Source organism: Variovorax sp. Sphag1AA, assembly GCF_014192575.1.
Lineage (GTDB): Bacteria > Pseudomonadota > Gammaproteobacteria > Burkholderiales > Burkholderiaceae_C > Variovorax.
Window position 1 is genome coordinate 71819 of record NZ_JACHYC010000005.1, and the last position, 19405, is coordinate 91223.

At 66.0% G+C, this 19405-nt stretch carries 20 protein-coding genes; 9 read left to right on the forward strand and 11 right to left on the reverse strand.

Going from position 1 to position 19405, the window contains the following annotated elements:
* Positions 1-31 precede the first annotated feature (31 nt).
* From FHW64_RS19760 to FHW64_RS19770, 3 genes are all read right to left on the reverse strand, one after another.
* Entirely contained in the window at positions 32-700 is a 669-nt protein-coding gene (locus tag FHW64_RS19760) for a hypothetical protein (RefSeq protein ID WP_184529368.1), read from the reverse strand.
* 71 nt (positions 701-771) lie between these two features.
* The gene (locus tag FHW64_RS19765) at positions 772-1788 is read right to left on the reverse strand and encodes a response regulator transcription factor (protein ID WP_184529370.1); all 1017 of its coding nucleotides are present in this window, start codon (positions 1786-1788) and stop codon (positions 772-774) included.
* Complete coding sequence (locus tag FHW64_RS19770; protein WP_260306272.1) at positions 1785-5279, reverse strand: ATP-binding protein; 3495 nt, start codon at positions 5277-5279, stop codon at positions 1785-1787. Before FHW64_RS19770 ends, FHW64_RS19765 begins: the two co-directional genes overlap by 4 nt.
* 79 nt (positions 5280-5358) lie before the next feature.
* On the opposite strand from FHW64_RS19770, the gene FHW64_RS19775 reads away from it, so the two are divergent.
* The 4 genes from FHW64_RS19775 to ureC are packed head-to-tail and all read left to right on the forward strand — an operon-like array spanning position 5359 to position 8329.
* Positions 5359-5661, forward strand: coding sequence for an urease subunit gamma (locus tag FHW64_RS19775; protein WP_184530417.1), 303 nt, complete (start codon positions 5359-5361; stop codon positions 5659-5661).
* Positions 5662-5695: 34 nt separating this feature from the next.
* A complete protein-coding gene (locus tag FHW64_RS19780) occupies positions 5696-6295 on the forward strand; it encodes a HupE/UreJ family protein (RefSeq protein WP_184529374.1) in 600 nt (199 codons plus the stop codon).
* 10 nt (positions 6296-6305) lie between these two features.
* On the forward strand, positions 6306-6611 hold the full coding sequence (locus FHW64_RS19785; protein WP_088958853.1) for an urease subunit beta: 306 nt from the start codon (positions 6306-6308) through the stop codon (positions 6609-6611).
* Entirely contained in the window at positions 6611-8329 is a 1719-nt protein-coding gene (gene ureC / locus FHW64_RS19790; protein ID WP_184529376.1) for an urease subunit alpha, read from the forward strand. Before FHW64_RS19785 ends, ureC begins: the two co-directional genes overlap by 1 nt.
* A 3-nt stretch (positions 8330-8332) precedes the next feature.
* Here the strand turns inward: ureC and FHW64_RS19795 are convergent, their stop codons facing one another.
* Positions 8333-8737 (reverse strand): type II toxin-antitoxin system death-on-curing family toxin, encoded by a 405-nt coding sequence (locus FHW64_RS19795; protein ID WP_184529378.1) that lies wholly within the window; start codon positions 8735-8737, stop codon positions 8333-8335.
* A complete protein-coding gene (locus tag FHW64_RS19800) occupies positions 8734-8961 on the reverse strand; it encodes an AbrB/MazE/SpoVT family DNA-binding domain-containing protein (protein ID WP_184529380.1) in 228 nt (75 codons plus the stop codon). The genes FHW64_RS19795 and FHW64_RS19800 overlap by 4 nt, the downstream gene beginning before the upstream one ends.
* A gap of 72 nt (positions 8962-9033) precedes the next feature.
* Between FHW64_RS19800 and ureE the strand changes: the two genes are divergently transcribed.
* The 5 genes from ureE to FHW64_RS19825 all read left to right on the forward strand — a co-directional run bounded on the left by ureE (position 9034) and on the right by FHW64_RS19825 (position 13657).
* Positions 9034-9633, forward strand: coding sequence for an urease accessory protein UreE (gene ureE, locus FHW64_RS19805; RefSeq protein WP_184529382.1), 600 nt, complete (start codon positions 9034-9036; stop codon positions 9631-9633).
* Positions 9633-10322, forward strand: coding sequence for an urease accessory protein UreF (locus FHW64_RS19810; protein WP_184529384.1), 690 nt, complete (start codon positions 9633-9635; stop codon positions 10320-10322). Before ureE ends, FHW64_RS19810 begins: the two co-directional genes overlap by 1 nt.
* A gap of 5 nt (positions 10323-10327) precedes the next feature.
* Positions 10328-10978 (forward strand): urease accessory protein UreG, encoded by a 651-nt coding sequence (gene ureG, locus FHW64_RS19815; RefSeq protein WP_184529386.1) that lies wholly within the window; start codon positions 10328-10330, stop codon positions 10976-10978.
* Positions 10979-11106: 128 nt separating this feature from the next.
* Entirely contained in the window at positions 11107-11379 is a 273-nt protein-coding gene (locus tag FHW64_RS19820) for a hypothetical protein (RefSeq protein WP_184529388.1), read from the forward strand.
* A 34-nt stretch (positions 11380-11413) separates the two neighbouring features.
* Positions 11414-13657 (forward strand): cation-translocating P-type ATPase, encoded by a 2244-nt coding sequence (locus FHW64_RS19825; RefSeq protein ID WP_184529390.1) that lies wholly within the window; start codon positions 11414-11416, stop codon positions 13655-13657.
* A gap of 60 nt (positions 13658-13717) precedes the next feature.
* Here the strand turns inward: FHW64_RS19825 and FHW64_RS19830 are convergent, their stop codons facing one another.
* The 6 genes from FHW64_RS19830 to FHW64_RS19855 form a co-directional block, all read right to left on the reverse strand.
* Positions 13718-14095 carry an HU family DNA-binding protein gene (locus tag FHW64_RS19830; RefSeq protein WP_184529392.1) on the reverse strand — a complete coding sequence of 126 codons (378 nt, stop codon included), beginning with the start codon at positions 14093-14095 and terminating at the stop codon, positions 13718-13720.
* A 108-nt stretch (positions 14096-14203) separates the two neighbouring features.
* On the reverse strand, positions 14204-14506 hold the full coding sequence (locus FHW64_RS19835; protein WP_184529393.1) for a DUF4124 domain-containing protein: 303 nt from the start codon (positions 14504-14506) through the stop codon (positions 14204-14206).
* Positions 14507-14653: 147 nt separating this feature from the next.
* Positions 14654-15007, reverse strand: coding sequence for an SH3 domain-containing protein (locus FHW64_RS19840; protein WP_184529395.1), 354 nt, complete (start codon positions 15005-15007; stop codon positions 14654-14656).
* A gap of 22 nt (positions 15008-15029) precedes the next feature.
* Positions 15030-15383, reverse strand: a complete 354-nt coding sequence (locus FHW64_RS19845; RefSeq protein WP_311733338.1) for a hypothetical protein — start codon at positions 15381-15383, stop codon at positions 15030-15032.
* 168 nt (positions 15384-15551) lie between these two features.
* Positions 15552-17903: a hypothetical protein gene (locus FHW64_RS19850; protein ID WP_184529397.1), complete on the reverse strand. Its 2352-nt coding sequence runs from the start codon at positions 17901-17903 to the stop codon at positions 15552-15554.
* A 175-nt stretch (positions 17904-18078) separates the two neighbouring features.
* A complete protein-coding gene (locus tag FHW64_RS19855; protein ID WP_184529399.1) occupies positions 18079-19371 on the reverse strand; it encodes a CdaR family transcriptional regulator in 1293 nt (430 codons plus the stop codon).
* Positions 19372-19405: the final 34 nt, after the last annotated feature.

Here is a 19405-nt window from a genome sequence, read left to right on the forward strand (position 1 = left end):
CACGTCGTCGGCGCGGGTGGGCTGCGGTCGCTCAGAAGCCCTTGAACTCGTGGTTGAGGCCGATCGCGTAGCCCCAGATGCCCTGCGTGCCACTGCGCGAGGCGCTGAGGTCGATGCTGATGGACGGGTTCACGCTGTAGCGCAGGCCGCCGCGCGAGGTCCACACGCCGACCGCCCGGAAGCGCTCGAAGATCAGCGAGATGGTGTCATTCAGCGCCCACTCCGCCTGCAGGCCGCCCCGGCCGGTGCGCTCGCCGGTGTCGGTCGACCAGTCGGCACCGAGATTGGCGTGAATCCACAGGCTGTCGAGCGCACGCCAGCTCACCGGGATCACGAATTGGCCGCCCGTGTGACCGCCGCGTGTCACGTCGTAGGTCAGACTGGCCGAGACGGCCGCTGCGAGCTTTGCCTCGGGGTCCTGGCCGAAGAAGGTCCATTTGACCTGCGGACCGACGAAGAAGGCGTGCTCGCCGGGGACTGAGTAGCGGTCGATGTTCAGGCCCAGTTCGACCGGACCGACCCGGCACGCAGGCCCCAGGTGGTAGTCGGTGATCTTGTCGACGCCGAAGCGCCCCGCCCAGACCTCATATTGGCAACGCCCCGGGTCCAGCGTGCCGGCGTCATCGACATCGAAGTGACCACCCGCCTGCGCAGCAGAGGCCAGCGTGCAAAGGGAGGCGGCGAGGATCCGTGGGAACATGCGGGCGCATTCTAGGGAGCACTTGTGAATCCATCGCAACAGGTTCCGACAGCGCCGCCAGCGGCCGTGGCTCAGATCTCGAACTGCGGCTGCAACTCCCGGATGCGCTTCATCGCCACGCCGGCTGCAGCGGTGCGCGTTTCCACCCCGAGCTTGACGTAGACGCGCTCCAGGTGCTTCTTGGCAGTCGCAGGGCTGCTGCCGAGGATCTCGCCGATGTCCTTGTTGGTCTTGCCCTTGACCACCCAGTACAGCACTTCGGCTTCGCGCATCGTGAGCTTCAGACTCAGGCTCATGGCTTCGATCACCGCGGTGTCGGACACCTCGCGCATGATGATCAGCCACTCGTCGCCGCCGTCGTCATGGCCGGTCTGCTGGTGCAGGCGCAAACTGAGGCTCGCTGCGCCCTGCGCGATCGACAGCACCGGCGGCTCGACCTGGCGCTCCACCGCATCGGGCAGATGGCGTTGCAGCCATTCGATCACCGCGGGCGGCGTCACCGGTGCACTGGTGCCGCAATAGCGCAACAGCAGCTCGCGCGCGAGCACGGTCTGCCAGATCAGCTTGCCCTCGGGCATCCGCACCGTGAAGCTCGCATAGCCGAAGGCATCGAGCGCGTTGCGCGCCTGCCCGGCCTGCCGTGCGTCCTGCCGCGCACGGCGTGCGCCCTGCAGATGCACGTTCATGCGCGCAAGCACTTCCTTGGGCTTGATCGGCTTGGTGACGTAGTCGACGCCGCCGGCCTCCAGGGCTGCGACGAGGTGCTCGGTTTCAGTCAGCCCGGTCATGAAGACGATCGGGATGTGCGCCGTCGCCGCATCGGCCTTGAGCCGGCGCGCGACTTCGAAGCCGTCGATGCCCGGCATCATCGCGTCGAGCAGGACGATGTCGGGCTTGGCCTGCGCGGCCCGCTGCAAGGCCTGCTCGCCGCTGGTGGCGACCAGCACGGTGTAGCCGGATTCGTCGAGCGCATCGTGCAGCACCGCGAGGTTGTCGGGCACGTCGTCGACGATGAGGACGAGGTCGGTGTTGCCGTCGCCCTCTCGGAGCGACTGCACGAGCGGAGTGGGGGGCGGCGTCGCACTCATGCCGCACCCGCCGCCGCATTCAACGCGCGGGTCATGGCTTCGAACTGGAACTGGCGGGCAAGCGTGCGCTGGGCTGAAGTCCATTCCGCGCACTCGGGCTGGGCCGCATCGATGTCATCGAGCTGATTCATGATTCCGCGAAAGTAGCCGAGGCTCACCGCCTCTTCGAGCGCGCGAAGGCGCTCGGGCGTGGGTACGACGATGCGCGGCGGCTGCTCGATCGGCGCCGGCGCCGCCGCGTTGTCGGTCCACTGCAGGGCCAAGCGGCGCTCGAGCCAATCGAGCAGTTCGCTGTGCCGCACGGGCTTCACGAAGAAATCGTCGGGCGTGATGCCGACGTCGTTCTCGAGCCGCTTGTCGAAGGCGTTGGCCGAGACGATCGCCACGGCAGCTTCGTCAAGGCCTAGAGCGCGTGACCGGCGGATGGTCTCCCATCCATCGATGCCCGGCATTGCGAGGTCGACGAACATCGCGTCGGGATGCCAGCCGGCTGCGATCAGGTCCAGCGCGTCATGGCCACTCGCCGCGGTGCGCAGCTCGAAGCCGAGCGGCGCAAGCACATGCACCAGCAGGTCGCGATCCGCCTCTTCGTTGTCGACCACCAGCAGCCGGCGGCGCTTGCCTTCGTAGCCCCGGCGTACGCGCGGCGTGTGCAGGCGGCGCACGCTCGTCACGGGCACCTCGTGCACATGCGGCAGGAACAGCCGCACGCGGAACACCGAGCCCACCCCGGTCGTGCTTTGCACCGTCATCTCGCCGCCCATGAGGTCGATCAGCATCTTGGCGATCGTGAGTCCGAGCCCCGCGCCCGACGCCGCGCCGGCCGCGGTCGATCCACGCGCAAAGGGCTCGAAGATGCGACCCAGCTCCTCGGGTGACATGCCGGGTCCGGTGTCCTCGATCTCGATCGCGGCGAACTCGCGCGCATAGCGCACCCGCAGCGTGACCTCGCCGGCCGAAGTGAACTTGATGGCGTTGCCCAGCAGATTGATGAGGATCTGCCGCACGCGCTTCTCGTCGGCGCGCACCACCTCCGGCAACGTGCCGGTGAGTTCGAAGCGGAAGGCGAGACCCTTCTCGAGGGCCTGCAGCTCGAACATGTCCGCCAGCTCGCGCATGACCTCGGCGAACTGCATCGGCTTCGCGCTGAGCGTGAGCTTGCCCGCCTCGATGTGCGCGATGTCGAGCGTGCCCTCGATCAGCGAGAGCAGGTGTTCGCCGCCGCGCCTGATCACCGCGACTGCCTGCCGGCGATGCGGCGGCACCGCCGCGTCTTCGCCCATCAGCTGCGCGTAGCCGAGGATGCTGTTGAGCGGCGTGCGAAGCTCATGGCTGATCGCGCTGATGTAGCGGCTCTTGGCCTGATTCGCCTGGTCGGCGGTGCGCTTGGCTTCCTGCAGCGCGCGATCGGTCTCGCGATGCAGTTCGATCTCGCGCATCAGCAGATGGGTCTGCCGGTTGGATTCTTCCTGCGCCACCTTGCGGCTCTGGTGTGCAAGCACCAGCCACCACGCGATGATCCCGGCGATCAGCAGCAGCGCCATGTATGCCTTGAGGAAGCCGGAGCGCAGCGCGGCGGGCTGCATGTCGAGCATCGCGGCCTCGGTCAGCGCGTTTTCGGCCAATGCGCGCAGTTCCTGCTGGTAGAGCACGCCGAACACCGCTGCGAGCAGCGGCACGAGGATCAGCATGAGCAGCAGGAAGTGCCCGAGCCCCGTATCGAGATAGGGCCACACGCGGCGCGGCAGCATCCAGCGCAGTACGCCGGACCATTGCGATGAAAGGCTTGCCTCCGGCTTGCAGAGGTCGCCGCAGCGCGCATCGAGCGTGCAGCACAGCGAGCAGATCGGCCCCTGGTAGGCGGGGCAATGCGCCATGTCGGGGCCTTCGTATTCACGCTCGCAGATCGCGCAGCGCTGTACGGTCAGCCGCTGGTAGCTGCCGGCATCGTTCTCGACGCGCGCCCAGTGCACGACGCTGTCGGAGGAGCGCGCGATGTAGTACTTGCCGCGTGTGGCCCACGCAATGACGGGCGAGGCGATGAAAGCGGTGCCCAGCGCGATCAACGCAGAGAAGGCCTGCGCGAGCGGCCCGAACACACCGAGGTGCGCCGTGATAGACACCACCGATGCCAGCGCCATCGCGCCGACGCCGACGGGATTGATGTCCCACAGATGCGCGCGCTTGAACTCGATGCCCGGCGGCGACAAGCCCAGCGGCTTGTTGATCACCAGGTCGGCGACCACGGCCATCATCCAGGCGATGGCGATGTTGGCGTAGAGGCCGAGCACGTCGCCCAGCGCCTCGAACACGTTCATCTCCATCAGCATGAAGGCGATGAGCGCGTTGAACACCACCCACACCACGCGCCCGGGGTGGCTGTGGGTCACGCGGGAGAAGAAGTTGCTCCATGCGAGCGAGCCCGCATAGGCATTGGTGACGTTGATCTTGAGTTGCGAGATCACGACGAACACCGCGGTCGCGATCACCGCCCAGCCGTAGTTGGGAAAGACGTACTCGTAGGCCGCGAGGTACATCTGGTTGGGGTCGATGGCGCGCTCGGGCGGCACCATGTGGCTGATCGCGAGGTAGGCGAGCAACGCGCCACCGAGCATCTTCAGCACGCCGAGCACCACCCAACCCGGCCCGCCCGCGAGGACGCCTGTCCACCAGCGTCCACGATTCGCCGGCGTGCATGCCGGCATGAAGCGCAGGTAGTCGGCCTGCTCACCCATCTGGGTGATGAGCGCAATGCCCACCGTGAGCGCAGCACCGAAGAGGTGCAAATCGAACCCGGTCGAGGACGACTTCACACCGACATAGTGCGCAATGCCCAGGAACGCACCAGGATCGCGCGCAAGCACATAGCCGAAGGGCACCACCAGCATCAGCAGCCAGATGGGCTGCGTCCACACCTGGAGGCGGCTGATGGCAGAGATGCCGTGCGTCACCAGCGGGATGACCACCAGCGCACACACGAGGTAGCCCCACACCGGCGGAATGCCGAGCGCCAGTTCCAGCGCATACGCCATCACCGCCGCTTCGAGCGCGAAGAAGATGAAGGTGAAGCAGGCGTAGATCAGCGAAGTGAGCGTCGAGCCGATGTAGCCGAAGCCGGCGCCACGGGTGAGCAGGTCCATGTCCACGCCGTAGCGCGCCGCATAGACGCTGATGGGCAGGCCCGCGAGAAAGATGATGAGCCCGGTGACGAGGATGGCCCAGAAGGCGTTGACGAAGCCGTACTGCACCAGCAGCGTCGCGCCGACCGCCTCCAGGATCAGGAAGGATGCGGCGCCGCCGAAGGCCGTGCTCGCCACGCGCCACTCGGGCATGCGGCGGAAGCGCTGCGGCGTGTAGCGCAGCGCGTAGTCCTCGAGCGTTTCCCGCGCGACCCAACTGTTGTAGTCGCGCCGGACCTTGACGATGCGCTGCGGCGCGTCGTCGCTCGGAGCGGGGGGAACGGCGGTCGGGTGCACGGGGAAACGGTGCAACAGTCGTGCCACGGCACGACTGTTGCAAAGCGTCATGCCTGCCCATAATGGCCGGCGCATTCAACCGCCGATCTCCGCCATGGAACTGACACCGCGAGAAAAAGACAAGCTGCTCATCTTCACCGCCGCCCTGCTGGCCGAACGGCGCCGCGCCCGGGGGCTCAAGCTCAACTACCCCGAAGCCGTGGCCCTGATTTCCGCTGCCGTGATGGAAGGCGCGCGCGACGGCAAGAGCGTGGCCGCGCTCATGAGCGAAGGCCGCGCGGTGCTGACGCGGGCCGATGTCATGGACGGCGTGCCCGAGATGATTCCGGACATCCAGGTCGAAGCGACCTTTCCGGACGGCACCAAGCTGGTCACGGTGCATCAACCGATCGTCTGAACCACCCCGAACAACAACGAAGGACTTTCATCCCATGCGTTCACTCCATCGCTCCTCCGCTCTCGCCCTGCTCGTCGCCCTGCCGCTGGCCGCCAGCGCCCACACGGGTGTCGATGGCGGGATGCATCACGGCTTCGCGGCCGGCTTTCTTCATCCGTTGACGGGCGCCGATCACCTGGCCGCGATGGTCGCGGTGGGCCTCTGGAGCGCGTTGACCGCTCGCCGTGCGTGGCCCGATCTGCTGTGGGCGCCGCTGGGCTTCGCGGTGATGCTGCTGGTGGGCGCGCTGGTCGGGTTGGCCGGCGTTCAACTGCCGGCGGTGGAGCCGATGATCGCCGCGTCGCTGCTGGTGCTCGGACTGCTGGTGGCCACGCAACGCCGCCTGCCGGCCCTGGCGGCCGCATCGCTCGTCGGCGCGTTCGCCGTGTTCCACGGGGTGGCGCATGGACAGGAACTCGCTGGCGAATCGGGCGCCGCTCTGACCTTGGCCGGCATGCTGGCCGCAACGGTGCTGCTGCATGTCGCCGGCATCGCCATCGGCTGGGCGCTGCGCCACGGCCATCGCTGGGCACCGCGCCTGGCCGGCGCGGCCGTGGCGGTCTTCGGCGTCGCGCTGCTAGGCGGTCTCGCCTGAGGCAACGTCGATGATTCCTGGCGAACTCATCACCGACGAGGGCGACCACGTCCTGAACCCCGGTCGCCGCACGATCACGCTGGTCGTGCAGAACACCGCAGATCGGCCGATCCAGGTCGGCTCGCACTATCACTTCGCAGAAACCAACGGCGCACTGGGCTTCGACCGCGAAGCCGCGCGCGGCATGCGGCTGAACATCGCATCGGGCACCGCGGTGCGCTTCGAACCGGGCCAGCAGCGCACTGTCGAACTGGTCGATTTCGCCGGCGACCGCGTGGTCTACGGATTCCGCGGACTCGTGCAAGGAAAGCTCTGATGGCAACGATTGGAAGGCGTGCGTACGCCGAAATCTTCGGCCCCACCGTGGGTGATCGCGTGCGGCTCGCCGACACCGACCTCGTGATCGAAGTCGAGGAGGACTACACCCTGCATGCCGGCGGCTATGGCGAAGAGGTCAAGTTCGGCGGCGGCAAGACCATCCGCGACGGCATGGCGCAAGGCCAGCGCACGCGCGCCGAGGGCACGGTCGACACCGTGATGACCAACGCGCTCATCCTCGACCACTGGGGCATCGTGAAGGCCGACATCGGCCTCAAGGACGGCCGCATCGTCGCGATCGGCAAGGCCGGCAATCCGGACGTGCAGCCCGGCGTGGACATCGTGATCGGCGCGGGCACCGAGGTGATCAGCTGCGAGGGCAACATCGTCACCGCGGGCGGCATCGACAGCCACATCCACTTCATCTGCCCGCAGCAGATCGAGGAGGCGCTGGCTTCGGGCGTGACCACGATGCTGGGCGGCGGCACCGGCCCTGCGACCGGCACCTTCGCGACCACCGCGACGCCGGGTCCTTGGCACATCGAACGCATGCTGCAGGCCGCAGATGCCTTTCCGATGAACCTCGGCTTTCTCGGCAAGGGCAACGCCAGCCTGCCGGCTTCGCTGCATGAGCAGATCGACGCAGGTGTCATCGGCCTCAAGCTGCATGAGGACTGGGGCACCACGCCGGCCGCGATCAGCAACTGCCTCGACGTGGCCGATGCCACCGACACGCAGGTGGCGATCCACAGCGACACATTGAACGAATCGGGCTTCGTCGAGAACACGATCGCCGCGGTGAAGGGCCGTGCAATCTGCGCCTTCCACACCGAGGGTGCGGGCGGAGGGCATGCACCGGACATCCTGCGCGTGGTTGGAGAGGCGAACTTCCTGCCCTCTTCCACCAATCCGACGATGCCCTATACCGTGAACACGCTCGACGAGCACGTCGACATGCTCATGGTGTGCCATCACCTCGATGCGGGCATCGCCGAGGACCTCGCCTTCGCCGAGAGCCGCATCCGCAAGGAAACCATCGCGGCCGAGGACATCCTGCATGACATGGGCGCGATCAGCATGTTCAGCTCCGACAGCCAGGCGATGGGCCGCGTCGGCGAAGTCATCATCCGCTGCTGGCAGACCGCCCACAAGATGAAGGCGCAGCGCGGCAAGCTGCCCGAGGACGCCGAGCGCAACGACAACTTCCGCGCCAAGCGCTACGTGGCCAAGTACACGATCAACCCGGCGATCTCGCACGGCATATCGCACGAAGTAGGCAGCATCGAAGTCGGCAAGTGGGCCGACCTCGTGGTGTGGAAGCCGGCCTTTTTCGGCGTGAAGCCCTTCGCGATCCTCAAGGGCGGCACCATCGCAATGGCGGCCATGGGCGATCCGAACGCATCGATCCCGACGCCGCAGCCTGTGCACTACCGGCCGATGTTCGGCTCCTATGGCGGGTCAATTGCGAAAGGCTCGCTGACCTTCGTCTCGCAAGCCGGGCTTGCGGCCGGTATCGGCCAGCGCTACGGCCTCGCGAAGCACCTGAGTGCGGTGAAGAACATCCGCGCGGTTCGCAAGCAGCACATGGTGCACAACGCGTACACGCCGAAGATGGAGATCGATCCGCAGACCTACGCAGTGCGTGCGGATGGGCAGTTGCTGACCTGCGATCCGACAGCGGCGCTGCCGATGACGCAGCGGTATTTCTTGTTCTGAATGTCAGGCGTTGCGGGTTGCGAGGCGGATGCGGATCCACTCGACGAGGGCTTCTTCGCTCAGTTGGCCGGCCGCCAACCCGAGCATCGCAAGGACACAGTCTTCGTCGGACGCGTCGAGCTCGTACCCGTTGAGGTCGAGAAAGAGTTCCATCGCGACGAAGGCCGTGCGCTTGTTGCCGTCAACGAACGGATGGTTGCGAGCGATGGCAAACGCATAACTTGCCGCAAGCGTGGCTGCGTCAGGCGACTCGTAGAGGGCCCTGTGTTGGGGACGTGCCATGGCCGAAGCGAGAAGTCCCTCGTCACGCAGACCGCCCGGACCTCCATGCTCGACCAATTGCTCTTCATGAGCCGCGCGGACGGTGCGTACGCTGAGCCAGATCCAGGCCTGGTTGGCCGCCGTCACTTGGCCAACTCGCGCAGCACGTTGCGCCGCTTCTTCATGATGCGCCGCGCAGCCTCCATCTGCCGCTCGAACTCGTCGTCGTATGGCGAGAGATTCACTCCCCCATTGCTGGCTTCGGTGAGGTAGACCGTGTCCCCCTTGCCAAGATTCAACCTTGCCAGGACTTCCTTGGGGAGGATCACGCCAACCGAATTACCGATCTGGGTGAGTTTGAGAGCGGACATCCGTTGCTCCGTGGGTTCAAAGTTATAACAAGCGTTATATTAGCCGTCCATCTTCCCAAGTCGCAAGCACCGATGCTCACAGCCAACAAACTCATGCCCCAGGGCGGCGGCCTCGCGCCCGTCCTGCTCAAGCGCGCCGCCACGGTCGAACTCGACTGGGACGTGCGCCAGAAGAGCCGCTTCGACGTCACCGATTCGCAAGGTCGCCAGGTTGGCGTCTTCCTGCCGCGCGGCACCTCGGTGCGCGGCGGCGACGTGCTGGTCGCGGAAGACGGCTCGCTGATCCGCGTGATCGCGGCGCCCCAGCCGGTGCTCGTCATCACGCACTGCACCGAACATGGCACGCCGTTCGACCTGCTGCGCGCGGCCTATCACCTCGGCAACCGGCACGTGCCGATCGAACTGAAGCCCGACCACCTGAAGATCGAGCCGGACCATGTGCTGGCCGGGATGCTGCGTTCGATGCATCTCATCGTGCGTGAAGCCGAGGAAGCCTTCGAGCCCGAAGGCGGCGCCTATGGTGCGCACGGCGGGCATGGTCATTCACACGGCACCGCACCTGTTGGGCCGGTGCTGCATCCGGATGCCTACTCCGGCTCGCATGCGCATCACGACCACGACCATGGGCACGACCACCACGGTCACGACCACGGCCACGGTCATTCGCACTGATGGACGACGCGCCGGCCGCCCTCCCCGCCGCAAGCCTGCTGCAACTGATCTGGCTGGCGTCGCCGGCCCTTCCCGTCGGTGGGTTCTCGTATTCCGAGGGGCTCGAGTCAGCCATTGAATGGGCCGGCATCGGCGATGAGCAACAGGCAGCTGGCTGGCTTTGCGACCAGCTCCACCTGAGCCTTGCCCGAGCGGATCTCGCCATCGTGGCGCAGGCCGTCCCTGCGTGGCGCCGGAGCGACCTTGAACGCATCGCGGCACTCAACGACTGGGTCTTCCAGACGCGCGAATCGTCCGAATTCCTGCTGCAGACCGAGCAGATGGGCCGCTCCTTCGTCGAATGGCTGAAGCTGCATCACGAAGACGCCGCTCGCATCTTCGAAAAGCTGCCGGCGAGCTACCCCGTCGCGTTCGCCTTTGCCGCGAGCCGAACCGATGCCAGCGCGCACGACGCCTGCCTCGCGTTCGCCTTCGGCTGGGCCGAGAACATGACGGCCGCGGCGGTCAAGGCGGTGCCGCTCGGCCAGAGCGCCGGGCAGCGGATGCTGGCGCGGCTGGCAGCGGAAATCCCCACGGCCGTCCGGCATGCGCTCACACTGTCGGATGACGAACGGCAGGCCTTTTCACCCATGCTGGCAGTGCTCTCGTCCAGGCACGAATCCCAATACTCGCGACTCTTCAGAAGCTGAACACCATGTCCTCCGCCCTTCACCACATCCCCCATCGCACCAAGAAGCTGCCGCCGCTGCGCGTCGGCATCGGAGGGCCGGTCGGCTCGGGCAAGACAACGCTGCTGGAGATGCTCTGCAAGGCGATGCGGGAGAAATACGACCTCGTCGCCATCACGAACGACATCTACACCAAGGAAGACCAGCGGCTGCTGACCGTGGCCGGCGCCTTGCCCGCCGAACGCATCATGGGCGTGGAGACCGGCGGCTGCCCGCACACCGCGATTCGCGAGGACGCATCCATCAATCTCGAAGCCATCGACCGCATGCTGGCGCAGTTCCCCGACGCCGACGTAGTGTTCGTGGAGTCGGGCGGCGACAACCTTGCCGCCACCTTCAGCCCCGAGCTGTCGGACCTCACGATCTACGTGATCGACGTCGCGGCCGGCGAGAAGATCCCGCGCAAGGGCGGCCCCGGCATCACCAAGAGCGACCTCTTCGTGATCAACAAGACCGACCTCGCGCCCCACGTCGGTGCGGATCTCGGCGTGATGGAGGCCGACACGAAGCGCATGCGCAAGCAACGGCCGTTCGTCATGACCAACCTGAAGACCCTGTCGGGGCTGGCCGACGTCGTGGCCTTCATCGAAGACCGCGGCATGCTCACCGCGCACTGAAACATGTTGGTCGGCCGGACCGTGAAATGGTCCGCAACTTGCTGAGGGGTCATAGGACAAAGGACCTATGGTCGGCGTTGCAGTTACGCCAGACACTCTTTGAAACGAGTCAGCAGTTGAGCACCATCATGGCTTCCGAAGCAATCTTCCTCCCCGCGGCCGGCAGCGTTCAGTTCGCCATCTACCCGGATGGTTACGACGGTGCGCGCATCATTGCGCGGATCGACGAAGAGGCGCTTCACAAACGCTTTCATGCACCGGAGGGTCAGGGGGATCTGGTTCAGGCCTACGCGCTCAATTCGGATTCGATCGACGCGCTCGCGGTGGAGCGCTACCGCGCCAATCCGAACGAAGCGATCTGCCTGCACAACGCCGATTTCTCAATCGGAGCCGCGGCTTGACCTTGTAGTCACTTCAGGGTTTCCAATCGGGGGCATGGCTAGAAGCTCCCCTGAAACACCGGTCGGCGGCACGCATGGCGCACATTCCCACTGCTGCGCTGCCGATCACGCCCACGAAGCCGCCGCCCCGATCGTGCCCGGCCCCATCGCGGACAACACGTTCCGTATTCCCACCATGGACTGCAGCGCGGAGGAATCCGACATCCGACGCGCAGTGGAGCCGATCGCGGGCATCCGCGGACTTCACTTCCAGCTCGGCCAGCGCACGCTGAGGATCGACGGAACGCCGGGCGCCGTCACCCTGGCGCTCGATGCGATCCGCAAGGCTGGATTCACACCCTCGCCATTGGCTGCGCCATCGGCGCACGGCGACGGCGAACATGCGCATGAGCACGACCACGGACAGGCAAGCGGCTACCTGCGCCTCGCCGCCGCGCTCGCGCTCGCATTGGCGGCCGAAGGCATCTCCTACTTCGCGCCTGCCAGTACGCCCTGGAAAGTGTTCGGCATGGCGATCGCCGCCATCGCGATCGGCCTGGCCGGCCTCGAAACCTACGCCAAGGGCCTGAACGCGCTGCGGCAGGGCCGGCTCAACATCAATGCGCTGATGTCGGTCGCGGTGACTGGCGCTTTCGTCATCGGACAGTGGCCCGAAGCGGCGATGGTGATGGCGCTGTACGCGATCGCCGAGCTGATCGAGGCCCGCGCAGTGGACAGGGCACGCAACGCGATCAAGGCGCTGGTCGATCTCGCGCCGAGCGATGCCGAAGTGCAGCAAGCAGATGGAACATGGCTGCGCGTGCCGGCGCATGCCATCGTGGTCGGCGCCATCGCGCGCGTGAAGCCCGGCGAGCGGCTGGCGCTCGACGGCATCGTCACGCGGGGCAGCAGCAGCATCAACCAGTCGCCCGTCACCGGCGAGAGCATCCCGGTCGACAAGGAGCCCGGCGATCCCGTCTTCGCAGGCACGATCAACGAGCACGGCGAGATCGAGTTCCGCGTGACGGCCGTTGCGAGCGACACGACGCTTGCACGCATCATTCATTCAGTCGAAGAGGCCCAGGGTTCGCGCGCGCCGACACAGCGCTTCGTGGACCGCTTCGCGGCCGTCTACACGCCGATGGTCTTCGCGCTGGCACTTGCGGTGGCAGTGCTGCCGCCGCTGTTCCTCGGATGGGAATGGCTGGCGTCGATCTACAAGGCGCTGGTGCTTCTGGTGATCGCGTGCCCATGCGCACTGGTGATCTCGACGCCCGTGACGATCGTGAGTGGCCTCGCGGCGGCGGCACGTCGAGGCATCCTGATCAAGGGCGGTACCTACCTGGAGGATGCCCGCCTGCTCAAGGCGGTCGCACTGGACAAGACCGGCACGATCACCGAAGGCGAGCCGAAGCTCGTGGCATTCAAGACGTGGGGCGGCGCGCAAGCAGACGAAGCCGTCGTGCTGCGCCTTGCGAAGTCCCTGGCCGCGCGGTCGGATCATCCTGTTTCGAAGGCCATTGCCGAGGGGCTGGAAGGCGGTGCCGTCGAGGTCGATCGCTTTACGGCGCTGCCCGGCCGCGGAGTCAGCGGCACGGTGGATGGCGAGGAACTGACGCTTGCCAACCACCGACTCGTCAGGGAACGCGGCCTGTCGGATGCGACGCTCGAAGCGGAACTCGCCACGCACGAGGCCCTCGGGCGCACCGTGACGCTGCTGGCAAGCGAACGCAACGTGCTCGCCATCTTGGCAGTCGCTGACACGCTGCGGCCCGATGCGGCGACTGCCATCTCGCAGCTGCAAGCACTGGGCGTCGCGCCCGTCATGCTCTCCGGCGACAACGAAGCCACGGCGCAGGCCGTTGCGCGCGAAGCGGGCATCGCCGATGCACGGGGCGGACTGCTGCCGCAGGACAAGCTCGATGCCATCCGCGAGATGCGCAAGCGCTACGGCGCCACCGCCATGGCCGGCGACGGCATCAACGACGCGCCCGCTCTGGCACAGGCCGACATCGGATTCGCCATGGGTGCAGCCGGCACCGACACCGCGATGGAGGCGGCCGACGTGGTCATCATGAACGACAGGCTCGGCCGCATCGCGGAGACGATCCGCCTGTCGCGCCGCACGCATGCGGTGCTTTGGCAGAACATCAGCCTCGCGCTTGCGATCAAGGCCGTGTTCTTCGTGCTGGCAGTGTTCGGCAGCGCGACGATGTGGATGGCCGTGTTTGCCGACATGGGCGCGAGCCTGCTGGTGGTCGGCAACGGTCTGCGCCTCCTGCGTGGCGTGTCGCGCTGAAAAAGAAAACGGCCCCGCAGGGCCGTTGTTCATTGGATGCAGCCCATGGGCTGCGGCGAATTACTTCTTCGCCTTCTTGGCCGGAGCAGCAGCCTTCTTGGCGGGTGCAGCCTTCTTGGCAGCGGGCTTGGCCGCAGCCTTGTCGGCCTTGCGCTTGGCGGCCTTCGGGTCGATCGCGGCCTTGAATGCTGCGCCCGGCACGAACTTCGGCACCTTCTGGGCAGCAATCTTGATCTTGGCGCCGGCTTGCGGGTTGAAGCCGGTGCGAGCGGCGCGGGCCACTTGCTTGAAAGTGCCGAAGCCGATGAGCTGAACCGGGTCGCCCTTCTTCACTGCTGCAATGATGGAACCCGTCACCGTTTCCAGGATGCGGGCGGCTTCTGCCTTGCTGACGTTGTGGGCGGTTGCGATCTTTTCGACCAGTTCGATACGGTTCACTGAGTTTCCTTTGATTGAATAACGCCATGTTGCCAATGGCGGCGCAGCATTCGACACAAGCTGCAAGCGGCGCGGAGTATAGGGCAGCGCGGAAACGACCCTGCCGAATTACCTTTCCGAGGCCTTCCTGGAGGCCCGGGAAGCTTGCTCCGCCATGAAGGAATACTGTGCGGCGGCATCACCCGTGCGACCGGTGCGCATCTCGGCGGCGGTCACGCGATCGGCACCGGTTCCGAGCGTGGACGAGCGCAGCGTGTCGCCGGTGAATGCCGCGCCGCAAGGCCGGTCGGACAGGATCGTTTGTCCCTTGTCATCCTTGCAGCGATGGATCTCGGCAAAGGCCGAAACACTCGTGATGCCCAACGCAATGACGAGGCTGGCCTGGAAAACGTGCAGAACCTTGGATGGCATTTGTCGCGCTTTCAGAGTTGTTACGACATGTTAACGAGATCGTCCAACTCTTCTGCGCGTTTTTCACGATCGTCACTCCCTTCGTGAAAAAGGCCGCACTCGCACCCGATCAGCCCGGCCAACCGGCGGGCCCCACGGAGGTTGCTGCTAACGCGCCTGGCCGGCTGGCCGCTGCGGCCAAGGCGTAGGCTGCGAAGGCCCCGGCGGTCGCCCGCGGTCATTCACGATCGGAACCCGGCCGCGCACCGAATGCTGAAGGTAGCGGGAGTCCACCCAGCCTCGATTGCGCCGCGCCGTGATGTCGCACCACCGCCAGCCGCGCATGCAACTGTTCACGCGGACCTGCGCGCGCGCAGGAAGCACTGTCACGACCCGGAACGAAGTCCCGGGCCCGGCGCGCACGTTGAGCGCCCGCGTGGTCGCCGTCGTGAACGCCATCGACGACAACGGCAACAGCAGCGAAGCGAAGACAACGACCGGCCGGATGAATGCTCGCAGCATCGTCACCCTTGCCACGGATACTTCACTTCTTCGGCTCGACCGGCATTTCGTTGCGACGGATCTTGCCTCCGCCCTGCACGCTGCCGTGGACCGTCGTGTTGCCGGCACCCGTCACGCGCTTCTCGCAGGCGGTGCGTGCGTTGCCTGCAGGCTGGCGCTGGCAGCGCTTCAGCGCGTTTTCATCGTAGCCGCCAGGGCTGTTGAGACGACCCTGCCGCTTGGCCTCTTGTGCAGCCGCTGCCTCGCGGTAGCAAGCCGTCCGGTCGACACGCGGATCCTCGCAAGTGACGGTGGCCTGAGCAAAGGCGCTTGCCGTCACCATCACCACACCTCCTGCGATCAAAGCCTTCAACGCAATGTGAGAGATGGACTTCACAGGCTTCTCCTTGCGGGTTGAGACGGCGCGGAGTTTGGCTCCGTCGACAAGGTTTGCCAAGTCTTTCGTTTGGAGAAGGCGCGAAAGCGATCGGGACGGCATGCTCGCAGGCTTTGCTCAAACGGAAGGCGCGCCTCGCCTTCCGTTTGTGTCATTGAACTTTCGTTTTCAAGGCGTATAGACATCCGTCTTGCACGGTGCGCCGCCGCACACATCCACCACCTTGCCGGCGCTCTTGAGGAACTCGGACTTCTGTGTGCGCGCGGCAAGGGTTGCGCGCGGATCCTCATGCGGATCAGTCCCGGCAGTCGGGGCGAGGTTGTCCTGCGGCGGTGGCGCAAGCCGGCCCGGGCCGCTGTCCCACACCACGATGCCTGATCCGTCATAGCCACCGCTGCTCATGTCCATGCACGACAGTTGGAAGTACGGCACCGCGTCCGGATGCCGGCCAGGCGCTGTTGCAGGGCAGAACAGCTTCGCGCCGATGGTGCGCGCCTCGACTTCGGCCGACCACATCGAGACCTGGTGGTCACCGAAGGCCACGTGCATTAGCACCTTGTGCGGCGGCGTGTTGGGCAGTGGCTTGTCGGTCATCGCCTGCGCGTAGCCATTGGCCTCCGCGCGATCCCACAGGGTCTGCCACAACGAGAAGATGAACTGCTGGTCCATGCTGTCCGGATAGGACGCGTAGACCATCGCCGCGAACTGCGGGAAGTCCGCGCTGCGTTCGAGCAGCAGCGAGTAGTTCATGCCTGGCACGCCGAGGACGCCGCGATGGATGTCCTTCGCCACGCTCATGAGCATGCCGCCGAGGATGCCGCCCTGGCTGTTGCCGTCGTAGAACAGCTCGCTGGTATCGAGCACGCTCTGCGGCGCGGTGCCCATCTGGAAGGCAGCGTTGCTTGCAAAGCCGTTTGCGTTCTGCATCAGGCGACCCAGCATCAGCATGTTGAGCACGCCCTGCTGCGTGGTGTCGAACGGCACGCGTGCGTTCGACAGATCGAAGAACGCGAACACCGAAGGGATGAGCTCGGTCTGCGAGAAGCCATACCAGTTGGTCGCGCAGAAAACGAAGTTGTGTTCGTTGCTCATGTCCTTCACGTTGCTCGCATTGACCTCGGTCGGCTTGCCGAACAGGCCGTGGCCGTACAGCGAGATGCGCGCCGGGTTGACGCTGCCGTCGCCGTTGATCGCAGCGCGCGGGATGTTGCAGATGAACGGCACGGTCAGTGTCGAACTGCCGTCCCACACCGGAAGATCATTCGGGCCCGGCGTAGCCGATGCGTAGCGGAAGGACTCCAGTGGCAAGGGCTTGTCGCCGAGCGTGGCCCAGGCCGCGGTGATGTTCGGGATCGACAACGAGCCACTGGTGAGGTACGGCGCGACTGCGGCCACCACCGGCGAGATGTCGGCCACGCCCGCCGTGGGTGCCGCGACGAACTTCGGCACGGTGAGCGTGCCTTCGATGTGGCGAGCGATGCGCGCGTCCTGCGCAGGCGTGTAATCCTGCGAAAGCGTCACGTTGAACGCGGGCACGCCATTCGACAACGCAGCAAAGCCCGCATCGCGGATCGCGAGCATGCGGCCGGTGAGGTTGCGCTGCGACGCGACGGTGAAGTCCCAGGCGAGGTAGAGCGAATCACGCGACACGCCCGCTTTCTTGAGCGTCGCAAAGATCGATTCCATGTGATCGCGCCGGTCGTTCACGAAATCCAATCCGCTTTGATGGCGATCGCGGTAGATGCGGAACGCCGGGCCGGCCTCGATGGTGTCGCCCTGCGCGTTCTTCATGTTGCGCATCGCGATGATGTAGCGATGACCCCACTCGAGGTTCTTTGCGACGCGGACATTCAGTGTCTGTTTGTCGGGCGAGCTGACGGTGTTCTTGTCGAGCTCGACCCAGATCAGCTTCTGTTCGAGCGTGTCGGCGTCGATCAGCACCACTGGCGCATCCGCCTTGAGCGAAGCGGAGAGATCACCGATCAGGGGCGTACCGGTGCGCGCGAGGTCCACCCCCGGCACGCGCGTGACGATCATCGCGCCAGGCGAGAAGCCGTCGTTGCGGTTCCATTCGGTGGTGTCGATGCGCTTGTTCGCGACTGTGCTGAGCGGCATCGATGCAGTCTGCAGATTCAGCCGGCGACCTGTGTCGGTGCTCTTGTCGGCGACCGTGTAGTAGTCGTTCGGAAACGGCAGCATGCAGTGCGCCGAATCGAGGAAATCGCAACGACTGGCGGTGCTGGCCGTGTCGACAGGCAACTCGCTGTCGATGCTCGCGAGCATTGGCGTCTCGGTTGGCGGAACGCCGCCGCCCGAAGGCTGGGTGGGGGTTGTCGTGGCACTGCTGGTCGGCGGCAGTCCTGCAAAGCCGGAATTGCCGCTGCCTCCGCCGCAACCGGCCAGCACGGCTGCGCCAGCCAACAGCGCCATGCCGGCCAGCGTGCCCCACCGTGGCGTGCGCTCAAGGGTATGGAAAGGAAAAGGACTTGAAGGGGCCTGTTCTCGATCGAACATTGACATGAAGTGTTGTCTCCTCGTAGGTCTTCTTGGGCATCAACGCCCCAGCCGCCAACACAGAACGCTGACGCGCCGAGACTCCCTCACTCTACGGAGACGATGCGCCGCGCGCCATTGGCAAGGTGCCCTGCCCCGCTGTGCACGTGCACAAGAGCGGACCTCAGGCGGCCATGCGCATTCAGTGCAGCGACGGCGGAATGCCGCGCCCCAGCCGCCGCTGACGCAATGCAAGGTACATGCGCGACAGCCAAGCCATGTCGTCGAAGCGTGCGCCCAGCAGCGATTCGATATGCGCAAGTCGATGCAGCAATGTGTTGCGATGGATCCCCAGCGCGGCGGCGGTCGCCTTGTGGTTCTGCCGGTGCTCGAAATAGGCTTCAAGCGTTTCGAGCAGCGGGGGTTCAGCCGCGATCACCGCGATCATTTCGCCGCACAGCGCGGACATCTCCGTGGACTGGCGCATCAACGTGTCGAGCGCGAATTCCGAGTAGCGGAAGCACGCATCGCCACGGCGCAGGCGCTGGCCCAGATCGATTGCAGCCAAGGCCTGCTCGGCGCTGCCTCGCCATCCGGCAGCCCCGACAGCCGGAAGACCGAGGCCCGCAGCCTCGACCGCCGGACACAGCCGCATCGCCTGGCGTGCACCGTCAAGCAGCCGGCGCTCGCGTGCCTCCGCCGATTCGTCGGCGGGCGAATGCAGCCACGCCACCCAATGCCCGCGGTGCAAGGTCAGCGCGGCCGGCGGCATGTCGTCGGGCGCCGCAGCAGCAATCGCATCGAGTACGCGTCCGGCGGCGCCTGCGTCTGCTGTCGCTGGCTCGTGCGGTCCGATACGCAACGCCAGCGCCACGTGCGGCTGATCTGCCGGGATACCGAGCGCGAAGGCTGCATCCTCGAATGCCCCCGCCCAGGTGGGATCGAACACAGCGGCGGCGAGGCGGGCCTGCATCTGTTCCTTCCACCGCATCTCTCGTGTGTGCTCCGCCAGATAGGCATCGCTCACGGTTCGGCTCAGGAGGTCGCTGTAGTACAGAAGGAAGGGCGAGACCCGGAACAGCACTTCGTCGAACAAGGCTGGCTGCTGGCGCACGCGCGAAAGCAGCGCATCCATGTACACCCGTGTACCGGTGCGATAGGCCTGCAGCAGCGCGGCCAGCGAAAGCGCTTGCGAATGTCGGCGCTGACTGAAACGGCCGATCCAGCGCAGGTCGTCGTCGTGCGGCTTGCCGCCAATCAAGAGCGCGTCGTACCAGAGTTCGGCATTGCGTATGCCGACGCGGTAGACGTCATGCGCGAGCGCGCCGCCGAGCGCACCGTACTCGGGGATAGTGCTGCGCAGCGTGTCGAGCATGCGCGTCGAAAGATTCGGGCTGTCGAGCCGCAGTTCCTGCACCAGTCCGCGCAAGCGCGGCGACAGCGGGTCGGTGGCGGGCAGGCTCATGCTCTCGGGCGTCGTGCGCGAGGTCTCCATGCTGGGTTGTCTCCACTCGGTCTTCTTGTACGCC

What these genes read in the sequence shown, in the direction of transcription:
- FHW64_RS19760 (WP_184529368.1), bottom strand. Translation starts at nt 700, where the DNA reads ATGTTCCCACGGATCCTCGCCGCCTCCCTTTGCACGCTGGCCTCTGCT.
- FHW64_RS19765 (WP_184529370.1), bottom strand. Translation starts at nt 1,788, where the DNA reads ATGAGTGCGACGCCGCCCCCCACTCCGCTCGTGCAGTCGCTCCGAGAG.
- FHW64_RS19775 (WP_184530417.1), top strand. Translation starts at nt 5,359, where the DNA reads ATGGAACTGACACCGCGAGAAAAAGACAAGCTGCTCATCTTCACCGCC.
- FHW64_RS19780 (WP_184529374.1), top strand. Translation starts at nt 5,696, where the DNA reads ATGCGTTCACTCCATCGCTCCTCCGCTCTCGCCCTGCTCGTCGCCCTG.
- FHW64_RS19785 (WP_088958853.1), top strand. Translation starts at nt 6,306, where the DNA reads ATGATTCCTGGCGAACTCATCACCGACGAGGGCGACCACGTCCTGAAC.
- ureC (WP_184529376.1), top strand. Translation starts at nt 6,611, where the DNA reads ATGGCAACGATTGGAAGGCGTGCGTACGCCGAAATCTTCGGCCCCACC.
- FHW64_RS19800 (WP_184529380.1), bottom strand. Translation starts at nt 8,961, where the DNA reads ATGTCCGCTCTCAAACTCACCCAGATCGGTAATTCGGTTGGCGTGATC.
- ureE (WP_184529382.1), top strand. Translation starts at nt 9,034, where the DNA reads ATGCTCACAGCCAACAAACTCATGCCCCAGGGCGGCGGCCTCGCGCCC.
- FHW64_RS19810 (WP_184529384.1), top strand. Translation starts at nt 9,633, where the DNA reads ATGGACGACGCGCCGGCCGCCCTCCCCGCCGCAAGCCTGCTGCAACTG.
- ureG (WP_184529386.1), top strand. Translation starts at nt 10,328, where the DNA reads ATGTCCTCCGCCCTTCACCACATCCCCCATCGCACCAAGAAGCTGCCG.
- FHW64_RS19820 (WP_184529388.1), top strand. Translation starts at nt 11,107, where the DNA reads ATGGCTTCCGAAGCAATCTTCCTCCCCGCGGCCGGCAGCGTTCAGTTC.
- FHW64_RS19825 (WP_184529390.1), top strand. Translation starts at nt 11,414, where the DNA reads ATGGCTAGAAGCTCCCCTGAAACACCGGTCGGCGGCACGCATGGCGCA.
- FHW64_RS19835 (WP_184529393.1), bottom strand. Translation starts at nt 14,506, where the DNA reads ATGCCATCCAAGGTTCTGCACGTTTTCCAGGCCAGCCTCGTCATTGCG.
- FHW64_RS19840 (WP_184529395.1), bottom strand. Translation starts at nt 15,007, where the DNA reads ATGCTGCGAGCATTCATCCGGCCGGTCGTTGTCTTCGCTTCGCTGCTG.
- FHW64_RS19850 (WP_184529397.1), bottom strand. Translation starts at nt 17,903, where the DNA reads ATGTCAATGTTCGATCGAGAACAGGCCCCTTCAAGTCCTTTTCCTTTC.
- FHW64_RS19855 (WP_184529399.1), bottom strand. Translation starts at nt 19,371, where the DNA reads ATGGAGACCTCGCGCACGACGCCCGAGAGCATGAGCCTGCCCGCCACC.